Below are 17522 nucleotides of genomic sequence, written 5' to 3'. Positions count from 1 at the left end.
TTATTGTGGACTTTTTAAGGTGATTTTTCAAGTACTACCTTTGTACTTCTATCCATAAAGCTTGAATAGCTCACACAGTCGATCTAAAGAATCACTAGTTTGACTTAATGATCTTAAGTTAGTTGTTTTTAGCAGATGAAGATTGCTCTTTATCTACACTTATCATGAATGATTGCGATTCGTTTTAGAGATACTAGAAGAGACTGAGACAAGTTTTGTCACAGTCTCTGAGCAATTATGGTTTATCGACTAACTTCAGCTGATCCTTGAGATAAAGAATTCATTTGTTTTATATTTTTGTTTGGTTTTGGTAGAGTATTTTGTTCCGATCCTCGATTACTTAGTCTTTGATTCAATGGTAATGGAACTTGATCTATTGGATTTGGGTTTGTTCTATCTAGTTCGGGAAGCTTACTTAGCAAAGTTGTTTTTCCATTGATTATTTCGTTAAGCTCTTTTTTATCTTCTTTAGTCAGAGTAAGCATATAAGGTATATTGCGTCTATTTATTTCATTAAGTTTTCTGCTACCAATAAATTCCGCCATCGTAGATAGCATTTTGGGTTCTACCTTTTGGTTCTCTTTAAGTGCTAATGCAGTGTTCATTGCTCGAGATAACAAAAGCGCGTTGTCATCCACTACTTCAGCTATAGTCTTCCCATTTATTTTAATGTCTGCTTCATTTTCTTGTTTTTTATCTGTTTGTTGTTTCGCTCTTTCTCTGATTATATCCCGAAGTGCTTCTTTTTCTTCTATTCTCATGACAAGATTATCAGAAAGTGTATCCATATACTTTTCATCAAGATAACTATTCTCAATGGTAATTGCTATTTCATGTAAATCCTTTGGAGAGATAGTTTTATTCTCTGAAAGTTGATAATTTACTTTTATTGTTTCAGCCAATAGGGAGACTATCTTATTCTGTACCACAACATTTAATAGATTAATTCGGGCTGGTGCTTTTGGTAAAGTTCCTGGTTTTGGCGACGTATTTGGTTCCAAGCCTGGAGTATTCTCACTTTGATTTAGTAGAGTTCTTAAATTTGGTTTTGGTGATGTCTGTAGTGGATTCTTTGGTTTTGAATCTAAATTGTTTAGTCCTTGACTTAATGTTGAACTTAGGTTCATTTTAGCTGGTTCTTGTGAAATTTCGAGTTCCTTATTTAGCAATGTTGTTTTTTCATTTGTTATTTCATTAAGCTCTTTTTTATCTTCTTTAGTCAGAGTAAGCATATAAGGCATATTGCGTCTATTTATTTCATTAAGTTTTCTGCTACCAATAAATTCTGCCATCATAGATAGTATTTCTGGTTCTACCTTTTTGTTCTCTTTAAGTTCTAATGCAGTGTTCATTGCTCGAGATAGCAATAGTGCGTTGTCATCTAGTACTTCAGCTATGGTCTTCCCATTTATTTTAATGTCTACTTCATTTTCTTGTTTTTTTTCTGTTTGTTGTTTCGCTCTTTCTCTGATCATATCCCGAAGTGTCTCTTTATCTTCTCTTGTCATGACAAGAGCGTTTGAAACCGTATCCATATACTTTTTATCAAGAGAACTATTCTCAATGGTAATTGCTATTTCATGTAAATCCTTTGGAGAGATAGTTTTATTCTCTGAAAGTTGGTAAGCTACTTTTATTTCTTCAGCCAATAGGGATACGATCTTATCATTTATTACACTATTTGAGAATATATTCCGAAGCTTGTCTTTGTCTGCTTGTGTCAAGGCAAGCGTACGCATGAGCTCCAGTTTCTGGTCTATATTTAGGTTTAAATTCACAACCTCATTTGCTATTCTATGTAGTTTATTCGAGGTTGCAGGTCGATCCTCTGAAAGCTGATGCTTATTTGTAATAGTAGTAGCAACAGCATTTACATTCTGCTGAAATAATTGTTCTGATTCTGTTGATTTTTTTTTGACATTATTACGTCTTTCATTCGCAATATGTTTTGCTATTTCCTTTAGATCATATTGGGCGTTAGGTTGGTATTTTTTTATAATAGCTATATTAGCAACTTTCTTTTGTTCTTCGTATATAGACAGAAGAGTGTCTCTATCTTTTTCTGGTATTTTAAGTTCGAAAATAACCTCTCTTTTCTGTTCATCACTAAGATCTAATTTCGCAATCTTTTTTGCTGTTTTATTTAGTTTTTCTGGGGAGTTAGATTGATCCTCTGAAAGTTCATATTTAGTTGTAATAGCTAGAGTAGCAACTTTCTTAATTACTTGTATTTTTTTTAGTTCTTTGTATATTGTCCGAAGAGTGTCTCTATCTTCTGTTTCTATTGCAAGTAGATGAATAATTTCTTTTTCCTTTTCCTGTGCTTTACTAAGATTTAAATCTATAAGCTCATTTGCTATTCCCTTTAGTTTCTCTTGAGGGGTCGTTTTTTCAACTGAAAGTTGATATTTACTTGAAATAGCTGTAGCTGCAGTAAATATTTTCCAATTCAATTTCTCCTCAAATTTGTTTAAGTACATTTCTCGAAGAGTGTCTTGATCTTTTTCTGGTATTTCAAGTATTCTAATAACTTCTCTTTTCTGTTCATCACTAAGATCTAATTTCGTAATCTTTTTTGCTATTGTATTTAGTTTCTCTTGAGGAGTCGTTTTTTCAACTGAAAGTTGATATTTACTTGAAATAGCTGTAGCAATACTAACTCTTTCCCCATTCAAGTTCTTCTCTAATTCGTTCGAGTACATTTCTCGGAGAGTGGTTTTATCTTTTTCTGGTATTTTTAGTTCGAGAATAACCTCTCTTTTCTGTTCGTCACTAAGATCTAAATCCACAATCGTTTTTGCTGTTTTATTTAGTTTTTCTGGGGAGTTAGATTGATCCTTTGAAAGTTCATATATATTTGTAATAGTTAGAGTAGCAGCTTTTATGTTAGCGTATTTCTGACTTTCTTGTGTTTTTTTAAGTTCGTTATATATTGTCCTAAGAGTTTTTCTATCTCTTGTTTTCATTTCAAGTAGGTGAAAAATATCCTTTCCAATTCCCTGTACTTCACTAGGATTTAAATCCATAAGCTCATTTGCTATTGCCTTTAGTTTCTCTTGAGGGGTCGTTTTTTCAATTGAAAGTAGATATTTACTTGAAATAGCTGTAGCTATACTAACTCTTTCCCAATGCAATTTCTGCAATTTCTTCTCTAATTTGTTCGAATACATCTTTCGAAGAGTGTCTTTATCTTTTTTTGGTATTTCAAGTTCGAGAATAACCTCTCTTTTCTGTTCGTCACTAAGATCTAAATCCACAATCGTTTTTGCTGTTTTATTTAGTTTTTCTGGGGAGTTAGATTGATCCTTTGAAAGTTCATATATATTTGTAATAGTTAGAGTAGCAGCTTTTATGTTAGCGTATTTCTGACTTTCTTGTGTTTTTTTAAGTTCGTTATATATTGTCCTAAGAGTTTTTCTATCTCTTGTTTTCATTTCAAGTAGGTGAAAAATATCCTTTCCAATTCCCTGTACTTCACTAGGATTTAAATCCATAAGCTCATTTGCTATTGCCTTTAGTTTCTCTTGAGGAGTCGTTTTTTCAACTGAAAGTTGATATTTACTTGAAATAGCTGTAGCAATACTAACTCTTTCCCCATTCAAGTTCTTCTCTAATTCGTTCGAGTACATTTCTCGGAGAGTGGTTTTATCTTTTTCTGGTATTTTTAGTTCGAGAATAACCTCTCTTTTCTGTTCGTCACTAAGATCTAAATCCACAATCGTTTTTGCTGTTTTATTTAGTTTTTCTGGGGAGTTAGATTGATCCTTTGAAAGTTCATATATATTTGTAATAGTTAGAGTAGCAGCTTTTATGTTAGCGTATTTCTGACTTTCTTGTGTTTTTTTAAGTTCGTTATATATTGTCCTAAGAGTTTTTCTATCTCTTGTTTTCATTTCAAGTAGGTGAAAAATATCCTTTCCAATTCCCTGTACTTCACTAGGATTTAAATCCATAAGCTCATTTGCTATTGCCTTTAGTTTCTCTTGAGGGGTCGTTTTTTCAATTGAAAGTAGATATTTACTTGAAATAGCTGTAGCTATACTAACTCTTTCCCAATGCAATTTCTGCAATTTCTTCTCTAATTTGTTCGAATACATCTTTCGAAGAGTGTCTTTATCTTTTTTTGGTATTTCAAGTTCGAGAATAACCTCTCTTTTCTGTTCGTCACTAAGATCTAAATCCACAATCGTTTTTGCTATTGCCTTTAAATTATTCTGGGAGTTAGGTTGATCCTCTGAAAGTTTATATATATTTGTAATAGCTAGAGTAACAGCTTTTATGTTAGCGTCTTTCTGACTTTCTTGTATTATTTTTAATTCTTTGTATATTGACCGAAGAGTGTCTTTATCTTTTTTTGGTATTTCAAGTTCGAGAATAACCTCTCTTTTCTGTTCATCACTAAGATCTAAATCCACAATCGTTTTTGCTATTGCCTTTAAATTATTCTGGGAGTTAGGTTGATCCTCTGAAAGTTTATATATGTTTGTAAAAGCTATAGTAACAGCTTTTACGTTAGCGTCTTTCTGACTTTCTTGTATTTTTTTTAATTCTTTGTATATTGTCCGAAGGGTGTCTCTGTCTTTTGTTTCTATTTCAAGTAGGTAAATAATCTCATGTTCCTGTAATGTACTAAGATTTCGATTTATAAGCTCATTTGCTATTGCCTTTAATTTCTCTTGAGGAGTAGTTTTTTCAACTGAAAGTTCATATGTATTTGTAATAGCTATAGTAGCAGCTTTTATTTCAGCGTCTTTCTGACTTTCTTGTGTTTGCAATAAGTCTCGTTTTTCTCTGTATATTTCCTCAAGAGTAGCTCGATCTTCTTTTGAGATTTCAAGTTTAGCAATAACCTCCCTTTCCTGTTCTTCACCAAGATTTAAATCCAGGATCTCAGTTGTTATTGTCTCTAGTTTCTCTTTGGGGACAGATTGGTTCTCTAAAAGTTGATATTTATTTGTAATAGCTAGAGTAGCATTATTTATTACCTGCGTTATTAATTCATTCACCTTGGGAATTTGATCATTTAGAAGCTCATATACATCATCTCTATTTATAATATGTAGATCGGAAATAAAGTTATAACACGTACTAGGTTTCAAAGGAAGATAATAGAATTTATCAAGGTCTTCAATTAGTGCAGCTTTTGTTTTTTCCGATAAAGGCGTGTTTGAATTAAGGTTATGCTGTTCATTAAGATAGTCAATAAAAAAGGTTCTATCTATGCTTTCCATTTCAATAGTTCTTTGTTGTAACAGTTTTTTCTCTTCTGGATTCAATGGACGATTGGAGATGTTTCCTCCGCTTGAAGTTGGATCATCTTTAGAAAGATCTTTATCTAATGTTACTAGTGTTTCCATATTAGTAGATTGCTTTTTCTCTTCAGTTAGTTCATAAGCAAGAGCAGGCTGATCTTCGGGCTGTGCTATTCTATTGCTTGGTTGTAACAGTTTTTTCTCTTCTGGATTCAATGGAAGATTGGAGATGTTTCCTTCGCTTGAAGTTGGATCATCTTTAGAAAGATCTTTATCTAATGCTACTAGTGTTTCCATATTAGTAGATTGCTTTTTCTCTTCAGTTAGTTCATAAGCAAGAGCAGGCTGATCTTCGGGCTGTGCTATTCTATTGCTTGGTTGTAACAGGTTTTTCTCTTTTGGATTCAATGGAAGATTGGAGATGTTTCCTCCGCTTGAAGTTGGATCATCTTTAGAAAGATCTTTATCTAATGCTACTAGTGTTTCCATATTAGTAGATTGCTTTTTCTCTTCAGTTAGTTCATAAGCAAGAGCAGGCTGATCTTTGGGCTGTGCTATTCTATTTCTTGGTTGTAACAGTTTTTTCTCTTCTGGAATCAATGGAAGAAGTAAAAGGATTCCTTCGGTTGAATTTGGATCATATTTAGAAAGTTCTTTACCTAATGCTACTAATGTTTTCACATTAGTATGTTGATTTTTTAGTTTATACTTTTTGGTTAATCTATAAGCAAGATTAGGCTGATTTTCGGGTTTTACTATTCTATTTCTTGGTTGTAACAGGTTTTTCTCTTCTGGAATCAGCGGAAGATGTAAGAGGATTCCTTCGGTTGAATCTGAATCATATTTAGAAAGTTCTCTATCTAATTTTGCGAATGTCACCGGATCAGTACGTTCCATTTTTAGGTTATACTTATCGGTTAACCTATCAGCAAGTTCAAGTCGATCTTCGGGTTTTACTATTCTATTTCTTGGTTGTAACAGTTTTTTCTCTTCTGGGATCAGCGGAAGATGTAAGAGGATTCCTTCGGTTGAATCTGGATCATATCTAGAAAGATCTTTTCCTAATGCTACGAATGTTTTTAGATTAGTATGTTGATGTTTTAGTTTATACTTTTTGGTTATTCTATAAGCAAGTTCAAGCTGATCTTCGGGCTGTACTATTCTATTTCTTGGTTGTAACTGTTTTTTCTCTTCTGGAATCAATGGAAGATGTAAGAGGATTCCTTCGGTTGAATCTGGATCATATCTAGAAAGATCTTTTCCTAATGCTGCCATTGTTTTCAGATTAGTATGTTTATTTTTTAGTTTGTACTTATCGATTAATCTATCAGCAAGTTCAAGCTGATCTTCGGGCTGTACTATTCTATTTCTTGGTTGTAACAGGTCTTTCTCTTCTGGAATCAGTGGAAGATGTAACAGGATTCCTTCGATTGTAGCTGGATCATATCTAGAAAGTTCTCTACCTAATTTTGCGAATTTCTCCGGATTAGTACGTTCCATTTTTAGTTCGTACTTATTGGTTAGTCTATAAGCATGACTTTGCTGATCTTCAGGCTGTACTATTCTATTTCTTGGTTGAAACAGGTTTTTCTTTTCTGGAGTCAATGGAAGATAGAAGAGGATTCCTTCGATTGTAGCTGGGGCATATTTAGAAAGATCTTTTCCTAATGCTACTAGTGCTTTCATATCATCAGATTTATTTTTCTCAAGTTTATACTTATTAGTTAGTTCATAAGCAAGTGAAAGCTGATCTTCGGGTTGTACAATTACTTTTTTTCCGTTTTTTTTATTTAGTTTCAACCTATCTTTTAGTCTATAAAAAATACCACGCTGATTTTTGGACTGTACGCTTACTTTCTCTCCATTTTTTTTATTTAGTTTTTCCATGTTGTTTTCTCCTTTGCACTTTTATATACTGCTTTATAAATTTATCAGAAAAAAAAGGACATCAAAAACTTTTATTCCCAAATAAAGAAATTCTTGGAATTTAATACCATGGTATTTGTTCAAATTTTAGAATATTATTTTTAATTTCTGAAAATAATTAGTCAAGAATAGTGTTTTCAAAAAGATTATGCATGAATAAAGTTTTATTTGAGTCCACTTATACATAACTATTTCTTTCATAATTTTTTTCTGAATATACTTGCGTAACCACGTGTAGTGATTTGAAAAAAATAGTATTCCTGTATAAAAATATAGAAATACATAATTTACGGATTTAATTCAATGACATCATGAAAAATAGAAACTTTTTGATTAATTAACGAACAAATGTGAGAAAACAAAAAAATCTGAGAAAGAATGGGTACCTTCTTGCCCAGATTTGATTTTGCATCACTCATCAGTACTTATTGACGAAGAGATGAAAAATATTAATCATCCCTAATACAGCAAGAGCCGAACAATCCCTTCTCAGAAAATGATTCAGCTTGAGCAATTATGGTTCATCGACTAAATTCATCTAAACCTTTAGATAAGTGAATCGTTGGGTTTAGTGGAGTCTGTGGTTTCGAGCTTAGACTGTTTACTCTTTTTAAAGGATTACCTTTTGATGCATTTGGTTTTAGCGATATCGGTGGTTCCGATCCTAGATTATCCTCACTTTTCTTTAGTAGAGATCTTAATTTTGATTTTAATGACGTCTGTAGTGGCGTAGTGGGTTTTGATTCAAGATTATTTAGTCCCTGACTTAATGTTGAGCTTGGGTTCGTTTTAGCTGATTCTTGTAAAGTTTCTACCTGGTTTAGCAACGTTGTTTTTTTATTTATTAATTCATTAAGTTTATCTCTATCTATTTCTGGTATTTCAAGTTCGAAAATGACCTCTCTTTTCTGTTGCTTATTAAGATTTAAATTCAAAATCTCATTTGCTATTGCATCTAGTTTTTTTTGGGGATTAGGTTGGTCCTCTGAAAGTTGATAGTTGGTTATAATAGTTAGAGTTGCATCATCTACTCCATGATAAAAGAACACTTCATCGTCTGTCTTATTTTTTTGTATTTTTAACAAGTCTTGTCTTTCTCTGTACATTGTCTTAAGAGCGACTCTATCCTCTTTTGATATTTCAAGTACTCTAATAACCACCCTTTTTTGTTGCTCACTAAGATTTAAATCTATAATCTCATTTACCATTTTCTCTAGTTTATCTCGGAAGGTAGGTCGGTCATTCGAAAGTTGATATTTATTTGTAATAGCTATAGTAGCATCATTTATTCCCTTAAAAAAAAATGGTGCTGCTTCGGAAAAATTTCTTCTGACAATTTGCTTCTTATTTTTATGAATCAATTGTGCCCTATCGTCACTATACCCATCTTGTGTCCGCCCATTCACTCTAGAGTCTGTCTTACTTTCTTGTTTTTTTGGCAATATCTCAAGTTTTCTGTATATTTTCCAAAAAGCTTCTCTATCAGCTTCTGGTATTTCAAGACCATTAATAACCTCTCTTTTTTGTTCATCACTAAGGTTTAAATCTATAATCTCTTTTGCTATTGCCTTTAGTTTCCTATGATGAGTAGCTTGATCTTCTGAAAGTTCATATTTATTTGTAATATAAGTAACTGAATCATGTACTAGCTGATTAAATAACTGTAATGCTTTAGCCCCTCTTATTATAACTTCTAACTTACTTTGGGGTGGTGTTGGCCATCTCTGTAATTCTTTAAATATTTCCAGAAGAACATCTTTATATTCGCTTTGTATTCCAAGATAGATAATAACCTCTTTCTTCTGTTCCTCGCTTAATTTTAAATTTAAAATCTCTTTTGCTATTTTCCTTAACTCCTCTTCGGAGACAAATAGTTGAAATTTATTTATAATGCCTATAACTGCATCACCTATTTGCTGATAAAATGATACTTTATCTTCACCTTTTGTGTTCTCATCTATTTTAGCATCTGTCTTACTTTCTTGCGCTGTTAAAAAGTCTTGTCTTTCTCTATATATTGTTTGAAGAGTTTCTCGATCTTCTTCTGATATTTTAAGCTCGAAAATAACCTCTCTTTTGTATTCTTCACTAAGATTTAAATCCATAATTTCCTTTGCTATTGCCTTTAGTTTCTCTTCAGGAACAGATTGGTTCTCTGAAAGCTGATATTTATTGATAATAGCTATAGTAGCATGAATAGCAGCATTGTTTGCTTGCTGATAAAATAACTGTTCTGCTTTCATCAAATTTATTTTGTATATTTTCCAAAGAGTGGCACTATCTTCTGTTTGTAGTCCAAGTTGGAAAATAACCTCCTCTTTTTGTTCCCCACTAAGATTTAAATCCATTATCTCATCTGCTATTGCCTTTAGTTTATTTTCGGGGATAGATAGCTGATATTTATTTATGATAGCTATAGCTGCATCATCTACTTGCTGATAAAATAATATTTCATCGTCATCTTTTGTAATCTCTTTTAAATTAGCATCTGTCTTACTTTCCTGTGTTTTCAATGTGTCTTGTTTTTTTCTGTATATTTTCCGAAGAGTGGCTCGATCTTCTTTTGATAGCTCAAGTTTAGCTATAACCACCCTTTTCATTTCCTCATCAAGATTTAAATCCATGACCTCATTTGCTATTGCCTCTAGTTTTTCTTCGGAGACAGTGTGGTTCTCTAAAAGTTGGTATTTATTTGTAATAGCTATAGTAGCATCATCTGTTAGCTGCGCTATTAATTCATTCACCTTTAGAAATTGATCATCTTTAAGCCTAGTTAATTCCCTTCTAGTTATATTCAGATCGAAAATAAAGTTATGACACGTACTAGTTTTTAAAGGAATATAATAGAATTTATCAAGGTCTTCAATTAGTGCAGCTTTCGTTTCTTCCGACAAAGGCATGTTTGAATTAAGTCTATGTTTTTCATTAAGATAGTTAATAAAAAAGGTTCTATTATTACTATTTATTTCTATATTTCTTTGTTGTAACAGATTTTTCTCTTCTAGAAGAGATTTTAGATAGGAGGGGATTTCCTCATAGGAGGGGATTTCTTCAGTTGAAGCTTGATCATCTTTAGAAAGATCTTTATCCAATGCTGCTGATGTTTCCAGATCAGTACGTTTCTTTTTCGTAAATTTATACTTATTGAATAGTCTATAAAAAAAACCACGCTGATCTTGGGACTGTATGCTAACTTTCTCTTCATTGTTTTTATTTATATTCTGTTCCTTGTTTGGCATGCTGTTTTCTCCTTTGAGATTTTATATACGCTTTATAAATTTATCAGAAAAAAAAGGACATCAAAAACTTTTATTTCTAAACAAAGAAATTCTTGGGATTTAATACTATTGCATTTATTCAAAATCTAGATTATCGTTTTTAATCTCTGGGAATATTTGGCATCCACGTGCGGTGATTTGCAAAAAATAGTATTACTTTATAAAAACAGAAGAACATTTAGCCTGCAAACTTAAATCAATATCAACATGAAAATTAGAAGCTTTTTGATCAAATTATGAGACAAAGTGAAAGAACAAAAAATCTGAGATAGCATGAGGTACATTCTGACCCAGATTTGATTTTGCACAACTTATCAGTTCTTATTGACCAAAAACCTTTTTTTAACAGATATTAAAACTAATCAAAAAAAAAACGAAAATCAGAATAACTGCTTTTCGTTTTTTCAGCTTGTTCATACGAATACTTTGACCGCACGCTCAAGTTAATTTTTGAACTGTTACACTCTTACTTGAATGTTGCTAAATTGAACACTATCTGATCGTTAGGTGATAATTTAATATCATTTGCTCCTTTTTCCGCCATTTTGCCGTTGATTGTGAACGTCCAATATAATCCTTTATCTTTGTCTTGTGCATGCCCATCAATTGCCGTCACAAAACCATTGTCTTCTTTCACTGAAAACTGTTTTTTTAGTAATTCCAACAAGGTCTGATTTGGTTGGTAAGTAACGTTTTTTGCCGATAGTTCTTTTCCCTCTTCTTGCAAAGTGATGGTCACTTTTTTTGTAGTGGCTTGTGATTGAGCGCTTGATTGTTCTGTCGTGGTAGGTGATTGACAACCAGTCATAACGATCATACTTGATAAAGCAGCTAATAATACTATGAATTTCTTCAAAAAAAACACTCCTATTTATTAATTTGTAAAAAGAATTAACTTAAGTTATCACTTTAAACATTATAGATATAATTCTTAGACAGTTAGATTTTAATTCAAACAGTAAGGTCTGATAAATAATTAATGGAATACTTTCCCAGCTCGCTCATAGAATGGTTCTTTAATATGATAAACCACATTGACATAACGTGCCAAGACAAAAAAGAGATCCGATAACCGATTAATAAGTTTATAACTCATTTGATTCGTTTCTGTTTCTTCCAAAATCAATTCAGTGATTTCACGTTCCGCTCTTCGGGTCACTGTTCGGGCAAGATGGAAATGCCCTGCTACTGGATGTCCACCAGGCAAGATAAATTTGTCGATAACCGGTAGTTTTTCTTGATAAAAATCAATCATTTCTTCCATTTTCTCCAAATCTTTTTTAGTCACGATCCGTTCTTTGACTTCCGCTGGTGTGGCAAAATCTGTTCCGATATCAAATAGTAATCGTTGAAGTTGGATTAATTGTTCGATCAAAAGTGCAAATTTATCAGGATCTAATTCTGCAACGATCGTTCCTACCCAAGAATTGATTTCATCCACACTTCCATAAGCTCTAACACGAGAAGCTGACTTAGCTAGCCGTTGCCCTCCGATAATACTAGTCATCCCAGCATCACCACTTTTAGTATAGATTTTCATGATACCATGCTCCTTTTTAACCTTATAATCCACACTTTAGTTGTACTTTACAATGGGTGCAAGTACTGCAACCTCCGATTTCTTCAATTGTACCTTCATGACAAATCGGACAGCGCTCTTCACTCGTTGCTGAGTCGTTTGAAGCTTCTGTTAGCAAAACATCTGGGTGTACCTCTGATGTTACTAGCTCATCGGTAAAACTATTTTCTTCCGCTGATAAAGTCAGGACTTGTGAATCTCGGCTACCGTCAACATATACCGTACCGCCTTTTGCCCCACCTTGATAAAGTCGTTCGTAAATATCAGCTACTTCTTTAACACGATATCCCTTAGGTGCGTTGACTGTTTTGGAAATGGAGCTATCAACCCATCGTTGGATCGTACATTGGACATCCACGTGAGCTTCTGGTGAAAGCTCCATTGCTGAGACAAAGTATTCCGGTAACTCTGAGGCATCTGCCTCTGGATGTTTCGCTAGATATTCGTCAACGATTTCAGCGTGTACTTCAATGAATTTTCCTAAGCGACCGCTTCTAAAGTAGGAAAAAGAGAAATAAGGTTCCAATCCCGTGGAAACACCAGTCATCGTACCTGTCGAGCCAGTTGGTGCAACGGTTAATAAGTGTGAATTACGGATTCCATAAATTAAGACACCTTGCCTAATATGTTCTGGCATCTTTTTCATATACCCAGAATGGATAAAACGCTCACGTAATTGTCGTGTTTCTTCTTCGTTCTTACCAACTAAATATGGAAAACTTCCTTTTTCTTTTGCCAATTCGATCGACGTTTGATAAGCTGTAACGGCAATCGTTTCAAACAATTGATCGACTAACGCATTTCCTTCTTTAGAGCCATACGTTTTGCCGCAATAGATCAATAAGTCGGCTAAGCCCATCACCCCTAAACCAATACGACGTTCCCCTTTTGCTTGTTGCTCATTCTTGTCAAAAAAATAAGGGGTCGCATCAATAACATTATCTTGGAAACGTACACTGGTTCTAACCACTTCTGCAACTTTTTGAAAATCGATTTCTTGGTGCTCATCTACCATATTCGCTAAATTGATAGCCGCAAGATTACATACCGCATACGGTGTCAATGGCTGTTCTCCACAAGGATTTGTTGCAACGACTTTTTGACCATAGGCAGCAGCATTAGTCATCTCATTGGCGTTATCAATAAAAAAGATCCCTGGTTCCGCAGAATAAGTAGCACAGTAAGTGATCAATTCCCAAAGCTCTCTGGCTCGAATTGTTTGATGAACTTTCACTTTACGTCCTGTCGCTTCCCACTCACGAACATCACCGATTTCAGCCCAATGTTGATCATAATCAGCCATTTCTACTTCTGTATACTCGTCAATAGCAGGAAAACGCAAATCATAGGTCTTATCTTGTGCGACAGCTGCCATGAATTCCTTTGTCAGACAGATTGAAATATTCGCCCCTGTTAAGAAGTCAGGATCTTTGACACTATAACTTCCACCCATTTTTAATTTTTGCTTAGCCTCTTTGATGAAAGTTTGTTCTGCAAATTGCAAAAGCCCCTCTTCCTTAAGCAAGACTTCAAATAGCTCCCTTTCTTCTTGAGTTAAAGGAGAAAAAGCTAGTTTCTCACTTGCCAACTGTTTGATTAGCGGGTTTTTACTTGTAGTTATCAACTGTTGCAGGATCAACGGATTCTGGATTTTTGAAATAATAAATTCAAAAATATCTGGGTGCCAATCATTGAGCATGATCATTTGCGCCCCTCTGCGACTTCCTCCTTGCTCGACTAAATGGGTGAGATTAGCTAAATCATTGAGCCAAGAAACAGCACCAGAAGATTTTCCATTTACGCCATGTACGACAGCTGATTTTGGTCTCAAGGTTGAGCCATTCGTTCCTACTCCACCACCACGACTCATGATTTCCATGACTTCTTCTCGGTGTTTTGCTAAACCAGAACGAGAATCTTGAATAAATGGCATGACAAAACAATTAAAGTATGTGACTTCTGATTGCGTACCAGCACCATATAACACCCTTCCTGCAGGAATCAAATTTTGTTCAGTCAATTGTTTGTAAAAATCTTCAAAAAATTCAGCTTTTCTATCGCCCTCGACTTGACTAATTCCGAAAGCAACTCGAGCAGCAATTTGTTCATAATACAGCTCTAAAGGTTTTTCAACTTCACTTTTGTTTCTTTTAACAAATCCACGAGCTATTTCTTCAGGATCAGTCAAAGAGGAGCGAAATTCCTCTTCCACTTCGATCGTTAAATCGTCTCCAGAGTGCTGAATGATCGTTCCAATTCCACGAGCCGGGTATTGTGGATCCGCATGTACCGTCAAGACGACTAGATCACCTATGGTTAACGTCTGATTATGTGGATCTTTGTAAGTATATCGATCCAACATGACCAAGCGTGAAATCCCTTCAAATGTCAGTTTCATTTGTGGATCAATAGGTTTGACCTCTGGATAATTCCGTATATCCTGATTAAGTTTTTCTATATATTTTTTTGAATAAATTCCCATTCCATCGCCACCTTATCATAAAAAACACTATATATAGTGTCTGTTAATTATTATCACACTACATCATGTGTTTTTCAATATTGTAATAAAAAAAATTTATGATATAATGAGAACTATTATCAGTGAAGGAGCAGCCTCAAAAGATGAACACATTTAAACAAAAACCTTACTTTACGATTCACAAATTTGCTTATTTGTCATTATTAATTGCTGCCTGTGTCGTAGGCAGACTTTTTTTTGCTTGGTTACCAAATATTCAACCTATGACAGCCATTCTTTTACTACTTGCGGCATTTGGTTCTTTAACAGATGCTTTAATCGTCTCCATATTGAGCTTATTCATCACTAATCTATATTTAGGATTAGGGACTTGGACAATCAGTCAAATGCTCGCCTTCAGCGGGATTGTTTTGTTTTTCCATTGGATGAATCAGTTACCTATAGTCGCTAAGCATGTGACTATTCAAGCAATTTTGAGCTTTATTTGTGGATTAATTTACGGTTTGATTGTTTCACGAATTGAAACTTTCATCTATCAACTTCCCTCTTTTTGGGCTTACTATTTTCAAGGACTTCCTTTTGATCTCGCCCATGGTATAGGTAATTTCTTTTTTTATTTGATTCTCTTTCCCGTATTTCAACGGATACTATTTCCGCTATACAGTAAGACGCTTGATGACAGATATAAAAAATAAATGACGTGAGAATCCTTATTTTATCAGCCCTCTGATTATTTTTGTCTAACTTTTTTTGGGGGTATAGAATCAGAAGTGATTCTTCTGTCCCAGTTTTAAATTTGCCATAAAAAGTGGGATATTAATCATTTTTTTTCTGATTAATATCCCACACTCATTTATTATGTAATCATTTTTAGAGTTTATTGATTATTATCTATGTAACGGGTTATCCTGCTTATGCTGTAGGTCTTGAGATACAGCTGCTCTTTCTGGGAATGAGTTTTCTTCTTTAGATACTCTATTTAATTTTTCTTTAAGATCTTCTCCTCTATCTTTGTTCTCTGGAACTTCAGAACTATTTCTAACATTATTCCTTCCCTCATACTTCCCCATTTCTTCTTCTACTCTCTGTCGGCTTATGGATGGACTTTTTGTCAACTCATTTTTAAGATACCTCAATACACTACTTCCAGTAATGTCTCTATTATTCACAACTGTTTTTATCGCTCGCTCAACCGCTTTATCCTCTTTTTTTCTATTTTTACCCTTAAATTTCTTCAATTCTTCTTCTGCTCTCTCTTTACTTATGAATGGATTATGCTCAAATCCATATGTGAGATACTTAAATATTTGGGAATGATCTTGAGTCCTGTCTGCATCCTTCATAACTGTTTTTATCTCTTGTTTAACCGCTTTATCCTCTTTTTTTCTATATAACTTCTTCAATTCTTCTTCTGCTCTCTCTTTACTTATGAATGGACTATTCTTAAATTCATATGTGAGATACTTAAATATTTGGGAATGATCTTGAATCCTATCTGCATCCTTCATAACTTTTTTTATCACTTGTTTAACCGCTTTATCCTCTTTTTTCCTAACTTTACTCTCAAACTTCTTCAATTCTTTTGCTCTCTTTTTACTTATGAATGGACTATTCTCTTTTTCTTTAGTTGTACTCGGATTTAATTCAGTTGGTTCCTGTTGAATAGTTTTTGTCTTTTCCTGTTCCTTGTTTGGCATATTATCTTCTCCTTTAAAATTTTATATACTGCTTCATCAATTTATCAGAAAAAAAGAATACATAATAAACTTTTATTTCCGATAAAAGAAATTTTTGTAATTTAATACCATTTAATTGATTAAAATTCTAGGTTACTACTTTTAGTTTCTGAGAGTACAAGGTCAAGTATAGTATTTTCAAAGAATTATGCATCAAAAAATTGTATTTGAGTAGTCCTATACATAACAGTTCCTTTCATAATATTTCATTGATTCTTTAATCCCATTTTTGATTTAGCTATAAAAATCGGATCGTTCATCCAATTTTTTCTGATTAACGACCCGAGCTCATATACTATGTAATTTGGGCTCTATATTTTTTGATGTTGGTGAAATTTACCAACATCAAAAAATATAGAAAAGACACCCTGAAATCCTTTAGAATTAATTTGACGAACCAATTCATAGGATAATTCAAGATGTCTTGTACTCAGCTTATCAAAGATCTCCTAAATATTCTAGACCTAACTATCTATTTTGAGGTAAATTGTTAAACCAAAGAAAGATATAAAGAGAAATTTTGCTTGATTTACAAAGGTACTCTTCAATACACGCCCGAAGAGTGTCCACATTATTCAACATATAGGAAGAACTTTTTTAAACCACCGAGTGAAGGAAACCAATGCACGACTTAAAAGTACTTCTCGATACCAACGTGGGCTTGGTAGAAAAATGAAACGTTATTGGAAACTCCTACAAAAAGAAGAAGCAAAGTTGAACTATGAAAAACGGGTTTGGTGTTCCAGTTTCAAAGATTACTTAACTGAAAGTGAGATTGTCGACCGATTGTTAGCTACTTGTGCCGATCTACGACAAGGCTATCAGTTATACCAAGATGTTCTTTATGAGTAAAGAAAAGAGATCATTCACTATTTGAGGACTGTTTATCCAGAGAAGTCAGCCAGTTACCTGAAACTTATGCGATAACTTTGCGAACATTTAGAAATTTTCTGCCACAGATCCAAAATGTCCTCCGCTACAGTTATTCAAACGGACCACTAGAATGTTTAAACAACCATATTAAAGTATTAAAACACAATACTTATTGTTTTCGAAATTTTTATCATTTCAAACGACGGATCACAATTCGACACGATAAAACTATTTTAACCAAATAAAAAGAACTGAACTGGGACAATAGTCAGAAAAAAAATCTGATTATTGCCCCATTTTTTTGATTTTAAGGTACACAAAAAGCACGCAACCTTGTAAGATTAAAGTAACCCAACCCAATCAAAAAGGAGCATGCTTTTATGTTTAAAAATTATA

At 33.5% G+C, this 17522-nt stretch carries 7 protein-coding genes and 1 pseudogene; 2 read left to right on the top strand and 6 right to left on the bottom strand.

From position 1 onward, the window contains the following. Positions 1-242 precede the first annotated feature (242 nt). The 5 genes from IGL28_RS06000 to IGL28_RS05980 all read right to left on the bottom strand — a co-directional run bounded on the left by IGL28_RS06000 (position 243) and on the right by IGL28_RS05980 (position 14517). Positions 243-7139, bottom strand: coding sequence for a hypothetical protein (locus IGL28_RS06000; protein WP_438843919.1), 6897 nt, complete (start codon positions 7137-7139; stop codon positions 243-245). A 560-nt stretch (positions 7140-7699) separates the two neighbouring features. Continuing rightward, positions 7700-10417, bottom strand: coding sequence for a hypothetical protein (locus IGL28_RS05995; RefSeq protein WP_438843918.1), 2718 nt, complete (start codon positions 10415-10417; stop codon positions 7700-7702). A 505-nt stretch (positions 10418-10922) separates the two neighbouring features. Continuing rightward, on the bottom strand, positions 10923-11321 hold the full coding sequence (locus IGL28_RS05990; protein WP_223603268.1) for a DUF4430 domain-containing protein: 399 nt from the start codon (positions 11319-11321) through the stop codon (positions 10923-10925). A 111-nt stretch (positions 11322-11432) separates the two neighbouring features. Continuing rightward, a complete protein-coding gene (locus tag IGL28_RS05985; protein WP_081129012.1) occupies positions 11433-11996 on the bottom strand; it encodes a cob(I)yrinic acid a,c-diamide adenosyltransferase in 564 nt (187 codons plus the stop codon). A 22-nt stretch (positions 11997-12018) separates the two neighbouring features. Continuing rightward, positions 12019-14517 carry a vitamin B12-dependent ribonucleotide reductase gene (locus IGL28_RS05980; RefSeq protein WP_081129010.1) on the bottom strand — a complete coding sequence of 833 codons (2499 nt, stop codon included), beginning with the start codon at positions 14515-14517 and terminating at the stop codon, positions 12019-12021. Positions 14518-14660: 143 nt separating this feature from the next. Here IGL28_RS05980 and IGL28_RS05975 point away from each other — a divergent pair, with 143 nt between their 5' ends. Next, entirely contained in the window at positions 14661-15212 is a 552-nt protein-coding gene (locus IGL28_RS05975) for a DUF6580 family putative transport protein (protein ID WP_081129009.1), read from the top strand. Positions 15213-15404: 192 nt separating this feature from the next. On the opposite strand, the gene IGL28_RS05970 is transcribed toward IGL28_RS05975, so the two are convergent. Next, positions 15405-16214: a hypothetical protein gene (locus tag IGL28_RS05970; RefSeq protein ID WP_438843917.1), complete on the bottom strand. Its 810-nt coding sequence runs from the start codon at positions 16212-16214 to the stop codon at positions 15405-15407. Positions 16215-16820: 606 nt separating this feature from the next. Here IGL28_RS05970 and IGL28_RS05965 point away from each other — a divergent pair. Continuing rightward, a pseudogene (locus IGL28_RS05965) lies at positions 16821-17371 on the top strand (transposase); the annotation flags it as partial. Positions 17372-17522 lie beyond the last annotated feature (151 nt).

It is taken from the genome of Enterococcus sp. AZ077, from assembly GCF_051714965.1.
Classification (GTDB): Bacteria; Bacillota; Bacilli; order Lactobacillales; family Enterococcaceae; genus Enterococcus_B; species Enterococcus_B hirae.
Note: the sequence above shows the minus strand (reverse complement) of the source record. Positions and strands in the feature narration are given on the sequence as shown.